The organism is Nocardia sp. N2S4-5 (assembly GCF_044628355.1).
Classification (GTDB): domain Bacteria; phylum Actinomycetota; class Actinomycetes; order Mycobacteriales; family Mycobacteriaceae; genus Nocardia; species Nocardia wallacei_B.
In genome coordinates this window covers 6,151,543-6,168,494 of sequence record NZ_JBIUPM010000001.1, presented here as the reverse complement: position 1 = coordinate 6,168,494, position 16,952 = coordinate 6,151,543, and the positions used below count along the sequence as shown (strand labels likewise).

At 64.4% G+C, this 16,952-nt stretch carries 12 protein-coding genes and 3 rRNA genes; 3 read left to right on the top strand and 12 right to left on the bottom strand.

The features are described 5' to 3' along the window. Positions 1 to 5: 5 nt before the first annotated feature. Positions 6 to 2,009, bottom strand: a complete 2,004-nt coding sequence (locus ACFMRZ_RS28420) for an alpha-1,4-glucan--maltose-1-phosphate maltosyltransferase (RefSeq protein WP_400181414.1) — start codon at positions 2,007 to 2,009, stop codon at positions 6 to 8. Positions 2,010 to 2,164: 155 nt separating this feature from the next. Here ACFMRZ_RS28420 and ACFMRZ_RS28415 point away from each other — a divergent pair, with 155 nt between their 5' ends. Continuing rightward, positions 2,165 to 2,932, top strand: a complete 768-nt coding sequence (locus ACFMRZ_RS28415) for a dienelactone hydrolase family protein (RefSeq protein ID WP_400181413.1) — start codon at positions 2,165 to 2,167, stop codon at positions 2,930 to 2,932. A gap of 79 nt (positions 2,933 to 3,011) precedes the next feature. Here the strand turns inward: ACFMRZ_RS28415 and ACFMRZ_RS28410 are convergent, their stop codons facing one another. The 4 genes from ACFMRZ_RS28410 to ACFMRZ_RS28395 form a co-directional block, all read right to left on the bottom strand. Continuing rightward, the gene (locus ACFMRZ_RS28410; RefSeq protein WP_400181412.1) at positions 3,012 to 3,392 is read right to left on the bottom strand and encodes an SSI family serine proteinase inhibitor; all 381 of its coding nucleotides are present in this window, start codon (positions 3,390 to 3,392) and stop codon (positions 3,012 to 3,014) included. Between the two features lie 136 nt (positions 3,393 to 3,528). Continuing rightward, positions 3,529 to 4,380 carry a tetratricopeptide repeat protein gene (locus ACFMRZ_RS28405; protein WP_400182993.1) on the bottom strand — a complete coding sequence of 284 codons (852 nt, stop codon included), beginning with the start codon at positions 4,378 to 4,380 and terminating at the stop codon, positions 3,529 to 3,531. A 61-nt stretch (positions 4,381 to 4,441) separates the two neighbouring features. Further along, positions 4,442 to 4,795 (bottom strand): DUF3817 domain-containing protein, encoded by a 354-nt coding sequence (locus ACFMRZ_RS28400; protein ID WP_280272579.1) that lies wholly within the window; start codon positions 4,793 to 4,795, stop codon positions 4,442 to 4,444. Positions 4,796 to 4,869: 74 nt separating this feature from the next. Then, entirely contained in the window at positions 4,870 to 6,051 is a 1,182-nt protein-coding gene (locus ACFMRZ_RS28395; RefSeq protein WP_400181411.1) for an acetyl-CoA C-acetyltransferase, read from the bottom strand. A 93-nt stretch (positions 6,052 to 6,144) separates the two neighbouring features. Here ACFMRZ_RS28395 and mce point away from each other — a divergent pair, with 93 nt between their 5' ends. Beyond that, entirely contained in the window at positions 6,145 to 6,615 is a 471-nt protein-coding gene (gene mce / locus ACFMRZ_RS28390; RefSeq protein ID WP_280272577.1) for a methylmalonyl-CoA epimerase, read from the top strand. Positions 6,616 to 6,701: 86 nt separating this feature from the next. After that, positions 6,702 to 7,697 carry a hypothetical protein gene (locus tag ACFMRZ_RS28385; protein ID WP_280370287.1) on the top strand — a complete coding sequence of 332 codons (996 nt, stop codon included), beginning with the start codon at positions 6,702 to 6,704 and terminating at the stop codon, positions 7,695 to 7,697. 328 nt (positions 7,698 to 8,025) lie between these two features. Here ACFMRZ_RS28385 and ACFMRZ_RS28380 read toward each other — a convergent pair whose 3' ends face one another. From ACFMRZ_RS28380 to murA, 7 genes are all read right to left on the bottom strand, one after another. Further along, on the bottom strand, positions 8,026 to 8,331 hold the full coding sequence (locus ACFMRZ_RS28380; RefSeq protein ID WP_280276634.1) for an ATP/GTP-binding protein: 306 nt from the start codon (positions 8,329 to 8,331) through the stop codon (positions 8,026 to 8,028). Positions 8,332 to 8,340: 9 nt separating this feature from the next. Beyond that, complete coding sequence (gene nucS, locus ACFMRZ_RS28375; protein WP_400181410.1) at positions 8,341 to 9,018, bottom strand: endonuclease NucS; 678 nt, start codon at positions 9,016 to 9,018, stop codon at positions 8,341 to 8,343. 38 nt (positions 9,019 to 9,056) lie between these two features. Beyond that, on the bottom strand, positions 9,057 to 9,788 hold the full coding sequence (locus ACFMRZ_RS28370) for a rhomboid-like protein (RefSeq protein WP_280276636.1): 732 nt from the start codon (positions 9,786 to 9,788) through the stop codon (positions 9,057 to 9,059). A gap of 247 nt (positions 9,789 to 10,035) precedes the next feature. Next, positions 10,036 to 10,152 (bottom strand): 5S ribosomal RNA (gene rrf, locus ACFMRZ_RS28365). 113 nt (positions 10,153 to 10,265) lie between these two features. Further along, positions 10,266 to 13,376, bottom strand: a 23S ribosomal RNA gene (locus ACFMRZ_RS28360). Positions 13,377 to 13,680: 304 nt separating this feature from the next. Continuing rightward, positions 13,681 to 15,199: ribosomal RNA gene (locus tag ACFMRZ_RS28355) — 16S ribosomal RNA — on the bottom strand. Together the 16S, 23S and 5S rRNA genes form the textbook arrangement of a ribosomal RNA operon. A gap of 452 nt (positions 15,200 to 15,651) precedes the next feature. After that, positions 15,652 to 16,905, bottom strand: a complete 1,254-nt coding sequence (gene murA, locus ACFMRZ_RS28350; protein WP_280276018.1) for a UDP-N-acetylglucosamine 1-carboxyvinyltransferase — start codon at positions 16,903 to 16,905, stop codon at positions 15,652 to 15,654. Between the last annotated feature and the right edge of the window lie 47 nt (positions 16,906 to 16,952).

Here is a 16,952-nt window from a genome sequence, read left to right as displayed (position 1 = left end):
GCGCCTCACCGGAACGACCTCCGATAGGCCAATTCCGTGCGCGCCGCCGCCGACACCGGCGGCAGCGTGAGGATGTGGGCGACCGCGCGCACCGGATCCAGCCGCACGTAATTGGTTTGGCCCCAGTGGTATTCCTCGCCACTCACCTCATCGAACACCACCGGATGGTCGTGCCATTCGCGGCCGATCGCCGGCATGTCCAGTGAGATCATGCCGTCCTCGGCGCCGAACGGGTCGAGGTTCACCACCACCAGCATGGCGTCGCCGGTACCGGGATCCACCTTCGAGTACGCCAGCAGGGCGTCGTTGTCGATGTGATGAAAGGTAATGCAGCGCAACTGTTGTAAGGCCGGGTGGGCGCGGCGGATCTCGTTGAGCCGAGTCAGCCACGGCTCCAGCGACTCGCCGCGAGCGACCGCCTCGGTGAAGGGACGCGGGCGCAGCTGGTACTTCTCCGAGTCCAGATACTCCTCGCTGCCCGGCCGCACCGCCTGATGCTCGAACAACTCGAATCCGGAGTACACCCCCCACGCCGGGGCCAGCGTCGCCGCCAGCACCGCGCGGATCGCGAACATGCCCGGACCGCCGTGCTGCAGGCTCTCGTGCAGGATGTCGGGAGTATTGACGAACAGGTTGGGCCGTGCCTCGTCGGCCTTCGCGGCCAGCTCGAGCCCGAACTCGGCCAGCTCGTGTTTGCCTGTGCGCCAAGTGAAATAGGTGTAGGACTGGGCGAAGCCGCGCCGCGCCAGCCCATACAGCCGGGCGGGGCGGGTGAACGCCTCGGACAGGAACAACACGTCGGGGTCGGTACGGCGGACCTGCGCGAGCAGCCACTCCCAGAAGTCGGCGGGCTTGGTGTGCGGATTGTCGACCCGGAATATGGTGACGCCCAGCGAGATCCAGTACCGCACCACCCGCAGCACCTCGGCGTAGAGCCCGTCCGGATCGTTGTCGAAATCGATCGGATAGATGTCCTGGTACTTCTTGGGCGGGTTCTCGGCGTAGGCGATGGTGCCGTCCGGCAGCGTGGTGAACCACTCCGGATGCTCGCGGACCCACGGATGGTCGGGGGCGCACTGCAACGCCAGGTCCAGCGCCACCTCCATACCGAGTTGCCGTGCGGCGCCGACGAATTGGACGAAATCCGCCTCGGTGCCGAGCAGCGGATGGAAGGCGTCGTGACCGCCCTCGTCCGAGCCGATCGCCCAGGGGGAGCCCACGTCGCCGGGCTCGGCGGTCAGGGAGTTGTTGCGGCCCTTGCGATTCACCTTGCCGATCGGATGCACCGGCGGCAGATACACCACGTCGAAACCCATTGCGGCGATGCGCGGCAGCTCCTTCGCGGCGGTGGCGAAGGTGCCGTGCACCGGGTTGCCGTCGACATCCCAGCCGCCGGTCGAGCGGGGGAAGAACTCGTACCACGAGCCGTACAGCGCCTGACGGCGCTCCACCAGCACCGTGTGCTGCGGGCCGCGCGTCACCAGATCGCGCAACGGATTCGCGCGCAGGATCTCGCCGACCTCCGCACCGAACGCCGGCGCCACCCGCGCGGGCAACTGCCCCTTCCCGCGCAGCGCGGCCGCGGCCGCCCGCAACCGCTCCCACTGCCGCTTCGGCACCTGCTGTGCCGCGCGGTCCAGCAGTCGCGCACCGAGTTCGAGATCGTTGGCGAGGTCGGCGGCACTCTGGCCGACGGCGAGCTTGGCCTCCACGGCCGCCCGCCACGTCGCGATCGGATCGCCCCAGCCCTCGATGCGGTAGGTCCATGTCCCCGGTTCGTTCGGGGTGAACACGGCATTGAACACATCGGGCTCGTAGTCCGGCGACATCCGGATCCGGCGGGCGCGCGAGGCGCCGGGCGGGCGCACGGCCAGCGTCGCGCCGACCACGCCGTGGCCCTCGCGCCACACCACGGCCCGCACCGGGAACACCTCGCCCACCACGGCTTTGGCCGGGCGGCCACCGGGTATGGCCGGAGCGGTGTCATCGATGGCGATGCGACCCGTCACGAGACCAACCGTACCGGGCATTGACCGCATGATCATGAAATGCCGCCGCCGGGCCTGTACCCGGGCCCGGACGGCATGGCAGGCTGGTGACCGACCTCGAAGCGGAGACATTCTCCGCTCCGGTCGGTCCGCCGATACTCCAGGAGGGATCATTCATGACCGCAGTGCAAGGCCTGTCCGTCGACGTCCCGACGCCCGGCGGCGTCGCCGACTCCTATCTGGCCGCCCCCGCCGACGGCGCGCCACATCCGGGCGTGCTGCTGTACATGGACGCCTTCGGACTGCGGCCGAGCCTGCGAGCCATGGCCGACCGCATCGCCGCACACGGATATACGGTGCTCGCCCCGAATGTGTTCTACCGGCACGGGCGGGCGCCGGTGGTCGAGCTGCCCGATTTCATCGACCAGGGACAGCGGCCGGACATCTTTCAGCGGTTGCTGCCGATGATCCAGGAACTCACGCCGGAGATCGCGGCCGCCGACGCCGCCGCGTATCTCGAGTGGCTGGCGGCGCACGACCGCACGGCCGCCGGTCCCGTGGGCCTCACCGGCTACTGCATGGGCGCCCGGTTGGTCGTGTACACCGCCGCCGCCTTTCCGGATCGCGTGGCGGCGGCCGCCGGATTCCACGGCGGCGGCCTGGTCACCGACACCCCCGACAGCCCGCACCACGCCCTCGAAAACGTCACGGCGGCACTGTATTTCGGGCACGCGGACAACGACCGGTCCATGACGGCGGAGCAGATCGAACGCCTCGAGAAGACCCTCACCGACGCGGGCATCCGCTACCGCAGCGAGACCTACCCGGGCGCCCACCACGGCTACACCCAAACCGACACCGCCGCCTACAACGAACAAGCCGCCGAACGCCACTGGCACGAACTATTGGCCCTACTCGACCGCAACCTCACCCCGGCCCGCTGATCCCAGCAAGCCCCGCCAGATCGTTTCCGCGGCCCGCGGCTGACACGGCGGCCCGGCCGTTGCTCGGGGGTTCGGTGAATCAGACTGCCCAGAGGGTGGGGAGGTCTGGGATCAGGCAGCCGTAGGTGCGTTCTACTGAGATGGGAGTGCCGTGGAGGGTGCCCTCCGCCCGGTACACCACGGGGTGATAGCGGAAGCAGCGAACGCCCGGATCTTCCTCGGGGAGGGTGAGTTCGCCGAGCGGGGCGAGGAAACCGCAGGCTGTGGCCGCGGCGGGGTGCGAGCCGCCGACCGGATCGCAGGTCAGTGTGACCGTCCGGGTCGGCTGATCGGAGTCCTCGCGGGTGAGCACGAGCCGCGTGACGGGCTCCTCCGCCACGGCGCTGCCCGCGGAAAGCAGGACCGCCGCGGCGGCGACGGTCCCCGCCGCGATCCGAGCGGCCTTCCTGGCAATACGCATCTGTTCGCCTCTCCCCCGACCCGGTTCGTGCCCGGGCACACCGAATGGTAGCCCGGTGCGCGACATTCCGGCCCGGGCGCTCAGCGCACCCAAGCTCCGCACTCGGCAGACCCGAGGGCCGCTCGGCCGCCTCCTCTTAATACAGCGCGGTGGCCAGCTTGCGGCGCGCGGCGACCACTACCGGATCGGCCGTGTCGTACAGCTCGAACAGCTCCACCAGGCGGGTGCGCACGCGGTTGCGGTCGTCGCCCGCGGTGCGCTTGATCAGAGTGATGAGGCGGGTGAAGGCGGCCTCGGGCTGCTGGTTGAAGCACTCCATATCGGCGGCCGCGAAAGCGGCATCGATATCGTCCGGAGCGGCGTCGGCGCGCGCGATCGCGTCCGCGGGCAGGCCCTGCGCCCGGCCGAAGAAGCGCACCTGACGCAGAGCGGCCTTGGCCTCGGCATTGGCCGGCTCCTCGGCGAGGATCTTCTCGTAGGCGGCCTCGGCGCCGGCGATGTCGCCGCGGTCGAGCGCCTCCTCGGCGGCGGTGAAGCGGGGGTCCTCCGGCACGGCCGGAGCCTCTTCACCCTCGACACCACCTTCGAGCTTGCCGCGCACCGCGTCGACCACGGCCGCCAACCACTGCTTCACCTGTGGCTCGGGTTGAGCGCCTTGGAAATCGGCGAGCGGCTGGCCCCCGGCCACCGCGATGACGGTCGGGATGCCCTGCACCCCGAGCGCCTGCGCGATGCGCATATTCGGCTCGGCCTCGACGGTGGCCAGGTCCCAACCGCCATCGTCCTCACCCACCAGGCGCTCGAACAGCTTCACCAGCTCCACACTGCCGGGACTGCGCTGCGAGTACAGGACGATGACCACCGGAACCTGCATCGATCGACGCAGCACCTTGGTCTCGAAATCGGCCTCGGTGACCGCGTGACCGGTCGGCGCATCCGCGGCGACGGCCGGCTGTTTCAGGCTGGACAGATCCACCGCACCGGACATAGCAGCGGCGACGGCGGGCGAAGGACGACGTGCAGCAGGTCGAGTCACGGTTTCCAGTTTGTCACGAACGGGCAGCGGCAGGTGCCGCGGCCGTGCTCAGTTCGCCCAATTGCCCGCTCCGAATCGCCCACCGCTCGAACCATGCCGAGGTGAACGGGACGACCGAGGACAGCAGACCGAGGAGCAGGGTCTTACCCGGCCACTCGAACTCCCGGGAGGCCAGGAAAACATTCAGCACGAACAGCAGGAAGAGGAGGCCGTGCAGCATGCCGAACACCATCACCGGCCAGGTGATGGGTTCCGGCAGGCGCTTGAGTACGGAGCCGGTGAGGAGCAGCGCCCATGAGAATGCTTCCAGCGTGCCGAACAAACGCACGCGCTTGGCTACGGTGCTCACATCGAAGAATTCGCCCATGGGGTTATTGTGCCCAACGGCTGCATGGCTACGACAGCGGGTAGTTGGTGTGGGATGCGCCACAGGGGGTGGGTTTACACCCGGATGAGGAGGGCGTCGCCTTGGCCTCCGCCGCCACATAGGGCGGCTGCGCCGATGCCTCCGCCTCGGCGCTTCAGTTCGAGGGCCAGGTGTAGGACTATGCGGGCGCCGGACATGCCCAGGGGGTGGCCGATGGCGATGGCGCCGCCGTTGACGTTCACCTTTTCGGGGGAGATCCCCAGCTGGCGGGTGGAGGCTATGCCTACCGCGGCGAAGGCCTCGTTGATTTCCACCACGTCCAGGTCGGTGGGCGAAATGCCTTCTTTCGCACAGGCTTTGGCGATGGCGTTGGCCGGTTGCTGCTGCAGGGTGGAGTCGGGGCCTGCTACTACGCCCGCGGCGCCGATTTCGGCGATCCAGCTCAGGCCGAGTTCCTGCGCCTTGGCCTTGCTCATCACGACTACCGCGGCGGCGCCGTCGGAGATCTGCGAGGCCGAGCCGGCGGTGATGGTGCCGTCCTTGCGGAACGCGGGGCGCAGCTTGCCGAGCGATTCCACCGTGGTGTCGGCGCGGATGCCCTCGTCCTCGGATACCAGGACCGGGTCGCCCTTGCGTTGCGGCACCGCCACCGGTACCACCTCATCCTCGAACAGGCCGTTCTTCCAGGCCGCGGCGGCCTTCTGGTGCGACGCGGCGGCGAAGACGTCCTGATCCTCGCGGCTGATGTGGTCGTCGTCGTTGCGGGTCTCGGTCAGCGCGCCCATGGCCTGATCGGTGAAGATGTCGTGCAGGCCGTCGAAGGCCATGTGGTCGCGCAGCGTCACGTCGCCGTACTTGAAGCCCTCGCGGCTCTTCTCCAGCAGGTGCGGCGCCCGGCTCATCGACTCCTGGCCGCCGGCCACCACGATCTCGTACTCACCGGCGCGAATCAGCTGGTCCGCCAAGGCAATTGCGTTGATGCCGGACAGGCACACCTTGTTCAGCGTCAGCGCGGGCACATCCATCGGGATGCCACCGGCGACCGCGGCCTGCCGGGCCGGGATCTGCCCCGCACCGGCGGTGAGCACTTGGCCCATGATCACGTAATCGACCTGGTCGGGCCGCACGCCGCTCTTCTCCAGCGCCGCCTTGATCGCGAAACCGCCCAGATCCGAACCGCTGAAGCCCTTCAGGCCACCCAGCAGCCGGCCGACCGGAGTACGCGCGCCGGAGACGATGACGGAGGTGGTAGTCACGATGTACCTCGCTTCGTAAGTGAGAACGCCGTACTCCACGGTAACCGGTGCCGTCCCGGCAGCACCATGCAGGTCCGCGCTACCGTTCGAAGGGTGAGTACTACCGATACGCCCGAATTCATCCCCGCCGATTACGTGATCGCCGTAGACCACGTCGGCGTCGCCGTTCCCGACCTGGACACCGCCGTCGAGTGGTACTCCGAACATCTCGGAATGGTCGAAACCCACCGCGAGGTCAATGAGGCCCAAGGGGTACACGAGGCGATGCTGTCGCTGCCCGGCGCCGGCGACGACTCGACTGCTCTGCAGTTGCTGGCCCCGGTCGACGAGACGTCCACGATCGCCAAGTTCATCGATCGCAACGGCCCCGGACTCCAGCAACTCGCGTATCGCGTCACCGACATCGAGGCCGTGGCTACTTTCCTGCGCTCGCGAGGTCTGCGTTTGCTGTACGACGCGCCTCGCCGCGGAACCGCCGATTCCCGGATAAACTTCGTACACCCGAAGGATGCTGGAGGTGTGCTCATCGAGCTCGTCGAGCCGGCGCCGAATCCTACTCACTAGTATCGGATTCCGACCGGGGAAACTTGTCGTAACGACATTCGCGGTCGGCTCACCATCGTGGGCCGACAGGCTGTAGTTTGTGGGGCATGTCGTCCACTGAGCCCGATCGCAATCGCTTCGTCGCGTTGCCGTTTACCGTAGTCCGAAAGGGCTACGACCGCGATGAGGTGCGCAATTACTTTGACCGATTCGATGCTGAACTAAGGGTCACCGCCACAGATCGCGACGCCGCCGCAGCCCAGGCCCGAAATCTCGCCGCCCAGCTGGAGGACGCGCGCGACGAAATCGATGAGCTGCGTAAGGAAGTCGACCGGTTGTCGGTGCCCCCGACCACCGCCGAGGGCATGAGCGATCGCATCTCGCGCATGCTCCGCCTCGCTTCCGACGAGGCCTCCGAGGTCCGCGCGCAGGCGCAGGCCGAGGCCGCCGAGATGATCTCGATCGCCGAGCAGCAGGCCACCGAGATGCGTGGCAAGTACGAGTCGCTGCTCGCCGAGACCAAGGAGAAGCGCGAAGCGCTCGAGGTCGAGTTCGAGCAGACCCTCGCCAACGCGCGCTCGGAGTCCAAGAAGATCCTCGAGGCCGCCAACGCCGAGGCCGAGCGGATCACCAAGGAGGCCGAGGCCAAGCGCAAGGCCGCCCAGCAGGACTTCGAGGTCACCATGGCGGAGCGGCGCACCAAGCTCACCCGCGCCATGGAGGAGCTCGAGGCCAGCAGCCGCTCCGAGGCCGCCCAGCGCATCAAGGACGCGACCGACGAGTCGAACCGTCTGGTCACCTCCGCCACCCAGCAGGCCGATCGCAAGATCGCCCACGCCAAGGAGCTGGCCGAGGAAATGCGCGTCCTGCGCGGCCGAGTCCTGGCCCAGCTCTTGGGAATTCGCGGCCAGCTCGATTCCGTCCCGGCCATGCTCGCCGCGGTCAACCGCGAGAGCGAGCTGCTCGACGGCGCTCCGGAGCAGCGTTCGCTGTCCGGCAAGCAGTCGGGTTCCGGACGCCAGAAGGCCATCCCCGAGGTCAAGACCGAGGAGGACGAGCTCGTCGACGACGAAGAGCGCGAGAACGCAGAAGTCTCGAGCTGACGCCGATCCTGCCGGGCGACACTACATCGACCGTCCGAAGGCCGCCTCCCTGACGTGGAGGCGGCCTTCTCTATATTTTTGGCCTCCGCTTCGCTCCGGCGGGTTTTCGGCGCCCTTGGTCTCGGTTTTCGGGTGCCGCTGCTGGCTCCTTCGTCGCTTCGCAGCGGCACCCGAAAACCGAGACGCGCCGAAAACCTTGGGGGGTGGGCGATTTGAGGGTGTTTTGTGGCGATGAGTGGTGGATGGGCGCGCGATCGGTTCTACGCGGGTGGGTGGGCGAGCGATGGTGTCCTAGGCGGGCGGGTGTATTGCGTTGGCGGGGTTGGGGTCAGGACCAGCGGCGGGTGATGGTTCTGGTGTGGCGGCCTCGCCAGCAGCCTGTGTGCCAGTGGCGGCGGTCGTCTTCGCCGCCTTGTTCTCGCCAGGCTACGAGATGGGGTGTGCGGGGGCGGATTTCGTGGTCGCAGCCGGGGCAGCGGTAGGTCTTGGTGGCGCGGGAGCCGGGGATGGTGCGGACGATGTAGGTTTCGCCGTCGGGGCCGGGCTCGGTGCGGCCGAAGACGTCGCCGATCGGGCGCAGATCCCGTTGGGATCGTGCCGGCGGCTGGTGGGGACGCGGTTTCCGGCGGGGCATGGCGAAGGGTTAGAACAGCCGGAATTCGGTGCTGTCCGTGCCGCGCAGAGCGTTGTAATCCAATGTCAGGCAACGGATTCCGCGGTCGGTGGCGAGGGTCTTGGCTTGCGGCTTGATCTGCTGGGCGGCGAACACGCCGGTGACGGGGGCCAGCAGCGGGTCTCGGTTCAGCAGTTCCAGGTAGCGGGTCAGCTGCTCGACGCCGTCGATCTCGCCGCGGCGCTTGATCTCCACCGCCACCGTCGCGCCGTCGGCATTGCGGCACAGGATGTCCACGGGGCCGATCGCGGTCATGTATTCGCGCCGGATGAGCGAGAAGCCGGGGCCGAGGGTTTCGATGTGCTCGGCCAGCAACTCCTGCAGATGCGCCTCCACACCGTCTTTCACCAAGCCCGGGTCGATGCCGAGATCGTGCTCGGAGTCGTGCTCGATGTCGGCGATGGTGATCCGCAGTTCCTCACCGGCCTTGTTGGTCACCACCCACAGCTTCGCCGCCTCGGTCTCGCTGTCCCGTTCCTCCAGCCAGCAGGGCGGGCTCATCCAGTTCAGCGGCTTGTACGAGCCGCCGTCGGAATGCACCAACACCGAACCGTCGGCTTTCATCATCAACAGCCGGCGAGCCATCGGGAGGTGAGCGGTGAGCCGACCCACGTAGTCGACCTGGCAGCGAGCAATCACGAGGCGCACCCCCGGCACTTTAGGCGAGCCCGTGCGGGCCGCGTAATTCAGCCCACGAGCAACAGGTAGCCGAGCGCGGAAGCCACCGCGAGCAGACCACATTCGAACCGGGTCATGCGGTGCAACCGCGGCAGCCGTACCCGCTGGGTACGCAGCAGCCAGAAGGCGACCACCAGGCCGATGGCGAGGGCCAGCAGATGCCCCACATTGGTGAACGTGCGCCCCATCGCGACACCCGACACCGCGACGGCCAGCCAGGTGATCGACCAGGTCGCGCGCCAGCGGCGGGGCAGCAGTACGACGAACGCGCCGATCACGGCCATCGCGCCATAGCTGATGCCGACGTCCTCGGCCGTCGTCGTGCTGACCGGAACCCAGTCCGCCGTCACCGCCACCCACAGGCCCGCGGCGACCAGCAGCGTGGCGCCGATGTGCCCGGCGACGAAGATGCGGATCGTGGTGAGCGCGCCGAACCGACGTTCGGCCAAGGCGAGCAGGCAGACGAGCAGCGGAATGAGCAGTGCCGCGGCGGCGCCATCCCCCACCACGAGGGCGCTGGAGACGAGGGTGCCGTAGTTGCCCCGCAGCAGGTTGCTCAGGTTGGTGCTGGCGCGCAGGATCACCTGGGTCTGCGCGGCATCGCTCAAGGCGGCGAGCAGGGCCGCGACCGTGATGAGCATGGCAGCGTAGCCGTAGGTCACCGGTAGGAAGAACCGACGCCAACCGGTGCGCGCGGCACCGAGCGTGGGGGCCGTGTCAGCCGTTGCCTCGCCGACCATCCGTACCTCGTCCTTCCCGCACGGCTCGCGTGTGCCGGGCTACCCGTCCATCATCCAGCGAACCGGCGCCGCGCGGGTTGCCATACCTTGTGAACTGACTGTGAATCCGGCCCGCCGGCCGGGTGTACAACGAGTTTGCCCCGATCCGCCCGTTCTACACCTGTCCGGCCCACATTGTCCGGTACGCCGCTTCGGTCCGGATACGACGAAGGCCCCCAACGGTGTTGGGGGCCTTCGTGAAGGTATGTTCCGGCGGTGTCCTACTCTCCCACACCCTGTCGAGTGCAGTACCATCGGCGCAGGTGAGCTTAGCTTCCGGGTTCGGAATGGGACCGGGCGTTTCCCCACCGCTATAACCGCCGTAACTCTATGAAACTATCCACACAACCCCCTGCGAGGGGGCCACATTCCCGGCATGCTTTCCGCCGGGATCCGTGTGTTGTTTCAGATACCGCACAGTGGACGCGTAACATCTTCGTTGGTAAGCCCTCGGCCTATTAGTACCGGTCACCTCCACACATTACTGCGCTTCCAGTTCCGGCCTATCAACCCAATAATCTGTTGGGGGCCTTACCCACTCGAAGGTGGTGAGAAACCTCATCTAGGAACAGGCTTCCCGCTTAGATGCTTTCAGCGGTTATCCCTTCCGAACGTAGCCAACCAGCCATGCCCCTGGCGGAACAACTGGCACACCAGAGGTTCGTCCGTCCCGGTCCTCTCGTACTAGGGACAGCCTTCCTCAAGTTTCTAACGCGCGCGGCGGATAGAGACCGAACTGTCTCACGACGTTCTAAACCCAGCTCGCGTGCCGCTTTAATGGGCGAACAGCCCAACCCTTGGGACCTACTCCAGCCCCAGGATGCGACGAGCCGACATCGAGGTGCCAAACCATCCCGTCGATATGGACTCTTGGGGAAGATCAGCCTGTTATCCCCGGGGTACCTTTTATCCGTTGAGCGACACCGCTTCCACACGCCGGTGCCGGATCACTAGTCCCGACTTTCGTCCCTGCTCGACATGTCTGTCTCACAGTCAAGCTCCCTTGTGCACTTACACTCAACACCTGATTACCAACCAGGCTGAGGGAACCTTTGGGCGCCTCCGTTACCATTTAGGAGGCAACCGCCCCAGTTAAACTACCCACCAGGCACTGTCCCTGAACCGGATCACGGTCCGAGGTTAGAAGTCCAATACGACCAGAGTGGTATTTCAACGACGACTCCCACGACACTAGCGTGCCGCTTTCACAGTCTCCCACCTATCCTACACAAACCGTACCGAACACCAATACCAAGCTATAGTGAAGGTCCCGGGGTCTTTTCGTCCTGCCGCGCGTAACGAGCATCTTTACTCGTACTGCAATTTCGCCGAGTCTGTGGTGGAGACAGCAGAGAAGTCGTTACGCCATTCGTGCAGGTCGGAACTTACCCGACAAGGAATTTCGCTACCTTAGGATGGTTATAGTTACCACCGCCGTTTACCGGGGCTTAAATTCTCAGCTTCGCCCCCGAAAGGGCTAACCGGTCCTCTTAACCTTCCGGCACCGGGCAGGCGTCAGTCCGTATACCTCGTCTTACGACTTCGCACGGACCTGTGTTTTTAGTAAACAGTCGCTTCTCTCTGGTCTCTGCGACCCAACCCAGCTCGAGGAGTAAATCCTGTCACCGGACCGGGCCCTCCTTCTCCCGAAGTTACGGAGGTATTTTGCCGAGTTCCTTCACCACAGTTCTCTCGATCGCCTCGGTATTCTCTACCTGACCACCTGTGTCGGTTTGGGGTACGGGCCGTGTACCAACTCACTAGAGGCTTTTCTCGGCAGCATAGGATCACTGAATTCACCTCAACGGCTACGCATCACCTCTCAGGCACATGCTGTGCGGATTTGCCTACACAACGCCCTACAGGCTTACACCCGGTAATCCACCACCGGGCCCAGCTACCTTCCTGCGTCACCCCATCGCTTGACTACTACCACAGGGGTCCCATGCATCCCCCTCCAGCTTCCCGAAGGAAGTCCATTGGGTTCAGGATGGTTAGCACCATGGATTCGCCATTGGGCGCGGATACACGGGTACGGGAATATCAACCCGTTGTCCATCGACTACGCCTGTCGGCCTCGCCTTAGGTCCCGACTCACCCTGGGCGGATTAACCTGGCCCAGGAACCCTTGGTCATCCGGCGGACGAGTTTCTCACTCGTCTTTCGCTACTCATGCCTGCATTCTCACTCCCACAGCCTCCACACCTGGATCACTCCGGCGCTTCCCCGGCTGCAGGACGCTCCCCTACCCACCCAGACTCCTGGCCCGAAGGCAAGATAATGTCTGAGTGCCGCGGCTTCGGCGGTGTACTTGAGCCCCGCTACATTGTCGGCGCAAGACCACTTGACCAGTGAGCTATTACGCACTCTTTCAAGGGTGGCTGCTTCTAAGCCAACCTCCTGGTTGTCTCAGCGATCTCACATCCTTTTCCACTTAGTACACGCTTAGGGGCCTTAGCCGGCGATCTGGGCTGTTTCCCTCTCGACTACGAAGCTTATCCCCCGCAGTCTCACTGCCACGCTCTCACACACCGGCATTCGGAGTTTGGCTGACTTCGGTAAGCTTGTAGGCCCCCTAGGCCATCCAGTAGCTCTACCTCCAGTGTGAAACACGTGACGCTGCACCTAAATGCATTTCGGGGAGAACCAGCTATCACGGAGTTTGATTGGCCTTTCACCCCTACCCACAGCTCATCCCCTCAGTTTTCAACCTAAGTGGGTTCGGGCCTCCACGTCGTCTTACCGACGCTTCACCCTGGCCATGGGTAGATCACTCCGCTTCGGGTCCATGACATGCGACTCAGGACGCCCTATTCGGACTCGCTTTCGCTACGGCTCCCCCACACGGGTTAACCTCGCCACACACCGATGACTCGCAGGCTCATTCTTCAAAAGGCACGCCATCACCCCACAACAAAGGAGGCTCTGACGGATTGTAAGCGTCCGGTTTCAGGTACTATTTCACTCCCCTCCCGGGGTACTTTTCACCTTTCCCTCACGGTACTAGTCCGCTATCGGTCACCAGGGAGTATTCAGGCTTACCGGGTGGTCCCGGCAGATTCACAGCAGATTTCACGGGCCCGCTGCTACTCGGGTACTCACTACGAGAGAGCACGTGTTTTCGTCTACGGGATTCTCACCCTCTACGACGGACCGTCCCAGGCCACTTCGACTAACACGAACTTTTCTGACTCTCGCTCCCCACGGCAGTAGGAAGAAAATGAGCCCCACGACCCCACACGTGCAACCCCTGCCGGGTATCACACACGCATGGTTTAGCCTCATCCGCTTTCGCTCGCCACTACTCACGGAATCACAATTGTTTTCTCTTCCTGTGGGTACTGAGATGTTTCACTTCCCCACGTTCCCTCCACACCGTCTATATATTCAACGGCGGGTAACACGACATCACTCGTGCTGGGTTTCCCCATTCGGAAATCCTCGGATCTCAGCTCGGTTGACAGCTCCCCGAGGCATATCGCAGCCTCCCACGTCCTTCATCGGCTCCTGGTGCCAAGGCATCCACCGAACGCTCTTAAACACTTACAAACAAAGATGCTCGCGTCCACTGTGCAGTTCTCAAACAACACACCCACACCGAATCCAACCAAGGACCAGCACTCCCGAAGAAGCCGGTATCACAAGAGATCCGAGCAGATCGTTATCTTTCGCCTAGAAAGAAACACTCGCGTGTTCTTTCAGGACCCAACAGTGTGCCGATATATCCCCACCGAAACAGGGAAGTAGCCAGTGTTCCACCCATGAGCGTCCACCGGGCTACATTCGAGCCCGAAATGGTCTCTGACACAACCGCTCTCGACTGTTCGAGGCAGCGTGTAGAAGTGCTCCTTAGAAAGGAGGTGATCCAGCCGCACCTTCCGGTACGGCTACCTTGTTACGACTTCGTCCCAATCGCCAATCCCACCTTCGACGGCTCCCTCCCACAAGGGGTTAGGCCACCGGCTTCGGGTGTTACCGACTTTCATGACGTGACGGGCGGTGTGTACAAGGCCCGGGAACGTATTCACCGCAGCGTTGCTGATCTGCGATTACTAGCGACTCCAACTTCACGGGGTCGAGTTGCAGACCCCGATCCGAACTGAGACCGGCTTTAAGGGATTCGCTCCACCTCACGGTATCGCAGCCCTCTGTACCGGCCATTGTAGCATGTGTGAAGCCCTGGACATAAGGGGCATGATGACTTGACGTCGTCCCCACCTTCCTCCGAGTTGACCCCGGCAGTCTCCTGCGAGTCCCCACCATGACGTGCTGGCAACACAGGACAAGGGTTGCGCTCGTTGCGGGACTTAACCCAACATCTCACGACACGAGCTGACGACAGCCATGCACCACCTGTACACCAGCCACAAGGGAACCGACATCTCTGCCGGCGTCTGGTGTATGTCAAACCCAGGTAAGGTTCTTCGCGTTGCATCGAATTAATCCACATGCTCCGCCGCTTGTGCGGGCCCCCGTCAATTCCTTTGAGTTTTAGCCTTGCGGCCGTACTCCCCAGGCGGGGTACTTAATGCGTTAGCTACGGCACGGATCCCGTGGAAGGAAACCCACACCTAGTACCCACCGTTTACGGCGTGGACTACCAGGGTATCTAATCCTGTTCGCTACCCACGCTTTCGCTTCTCAGCGTCAGTTACTGCCCAGAGACCCGCCTTCGCCACCGGTGTTCCTCCTGATATCTGCGCATTTCACCGCTACACCAGGAATTCCAGTCTCCCCTGCAGTACTCTAGTCTGCCCGTATCGCCCGCAAGCTTGGGGTTGAGCCCCAAGTTTTCACGAACGACGCGACAAACCGCCTACAAGCTCTTTACGCCCAGTAATTCCGGACAACGCTCGCACCCTACGTATTACCGCGGCTGCTGGCACGTAGTTGGCCGGTGCTTCTTCTACAGGTACCGTCACTTGCGCTTCGTCCCTGTCGAAAGCGGTTTACAACCCGAAGGCCGTCATCCCGCACGCGGCGTCGCTGCATCAGGCTTCCGCCCATTGTGCAATATTCCCCACTGCTGCCTCCCGTAGGAGTCTGGGCCGTGTCTCAGTCCCAGTGTGGCCGGTCGCCCTCTCAGGCCGGCTACCCGTCGTCGCCTTGGTAGGCCATTACCCCACCAACAAGCTGATAGGCCGCGGGCCCATCTCGCACCGATAAATCTTTCCACCACAAACCATGCGATTCGTGGTCATATCCGGTATTAGACCCAGTTTCCCAGGCTTATCCCAGAGTACGAGGCAGATCACCCACGTGTTACTCACCCGTTCGCCGCTCGTGTACCCCGAAGGGCCTTACCGCTCGACTTGCATGTGTTAAGCACGCCGCCAGCGTTCGTCCTGAGCCAGGATCAAACTCTCCGTTGAAGACTCACAAACCACGAAACCCGATCACTCGGGCCCCGCAATCAGAAGTAATCTCGAACCAGAGTCCGAAAACCTAACCAAAATAACGCCAGCCGGAAAAATAGCTGACAAAAAATGCCCGACCCTCACACGGGGGTGTAGAGAGCCGGAACCAAAATAATTGGCACTGACATTCATCGACACACTATTGAGTTCTCAAAGAACACACGCACCAGTAATCTCACGGGAGTATCCCGGTCGATCGGCTGGGCAACTTTTACAGCTTAGCCCGACCATGAACACGGAACCAAATCCGGGTTCGAAGTAGAGCCAGTGTGATCGTCAGGCGCTCATCGTCCAACCTCGTGTCCCCGGCCTCTCGGCCCGGGTCGGTGTCCGTGTCGCTCTGACCTGGAATAAGTTACGTGTCGGTGGAATCGATGTCAAATCGCCTGGTCAACAGGGTTACGTGATCAGCTCACGCGCTCGACTCCGGCGCCCAGCGCGCGCAGGTTCTCCACGAAGTCGGGGTATCCGCGGTCGATGTGGAAGACGTCGTGCACCTCCGTCACGCCGTCGGCGACCAGACCCGCGAGCACCAGACCGGCGCCCGCGCGAATGTCCGAGGACCAGACCGGCGCGCTCGACAACCGCGGAATACCACGCACCACGGCATGGTGACCATCGGTGCGGGCGTCGGCGCCCAGGCGAATCATCTCCTCCACGAACCGGAATCGGGCCTCGAAGACGTTCTCGGTGATCATCGAGGTGCCGTCCGCGATGGCCGCGAGGCCGATGGCCATCGGCTGCAGGTCGGTCGGGAAGCCGGGGAACGGCAGCGTCGAGAAGTTCACCGCACGCGGACGTTCGGCCTGCAGAACACGAAACCCGTCCGGCTCGAACGAGATTCGCGCGCCGGCGGAGCGCAGCTTGTCCAGCACGAGCGACAGATGTTTGGGGTTGATCCCCGTCACCCGGACGTCGCCCAGCGTCATGGCGGCGGCGATCCCCCACGTGGCGGCGACGATACGGTCGCCGATCACCTGGTGCGTGGTCGGCGAGAGCTTGCGCACCCCGTCGATGGTCAGGACCGAGGTGCCCGCACCGCTGATGCGTGCGCCCATCCTGGTCAGCATCGTGCACAGGTCGACGATCTCCGGTTCGCGCGCGGCGTTGTCGATGACCGTCTCGCCCTCGGCCAGCACCGCCGCCATCAGGATGTTCTCGGTCGCGCCGACCGAGGGGAAGTCCAACCGGATGCGCGCGCCCTGCAACTCGTCGGCACGGGCGACCAGGCAACCGTGCTCGATCTCGCTGGTCGCGCCGAGCAATCGCAACCCCGTCTGGTGCATGTCGAGCGGCCGGGAACCGATCGCGTCACCGCCGGGCAACGCCACCACCGCGCGCTTGCACCGGGCCATCAACGGCCCGAGCACGCAGACCGAGGCCCGGAACTGCGTGACCGCAGGGAAATCCGCGTGGTACTTCGGCTCGGTAGGGGTATCGATGGTCACCACGGAGCCGTCGACCGTCACATCGCAGCCGAGACCTCGCAGCACCTCGGCCATCAGCGGGACATCGAGGATGTCCGGGCAGTTGGTGATCGTCGTCGTGCCCTCGGCCAGCAGTGCGGCGGCCATCAGCTTGAGCACGCTGTTCTTGGCACCACCGACCGCCACCTCGCCGGCGAGCCGACTGCCCCCGGTCACCAGAAACCGTTCACTCACGGGGGTCAGCCTAGTGGGCGCGACGAACGATGGTGACCACTCCGCCC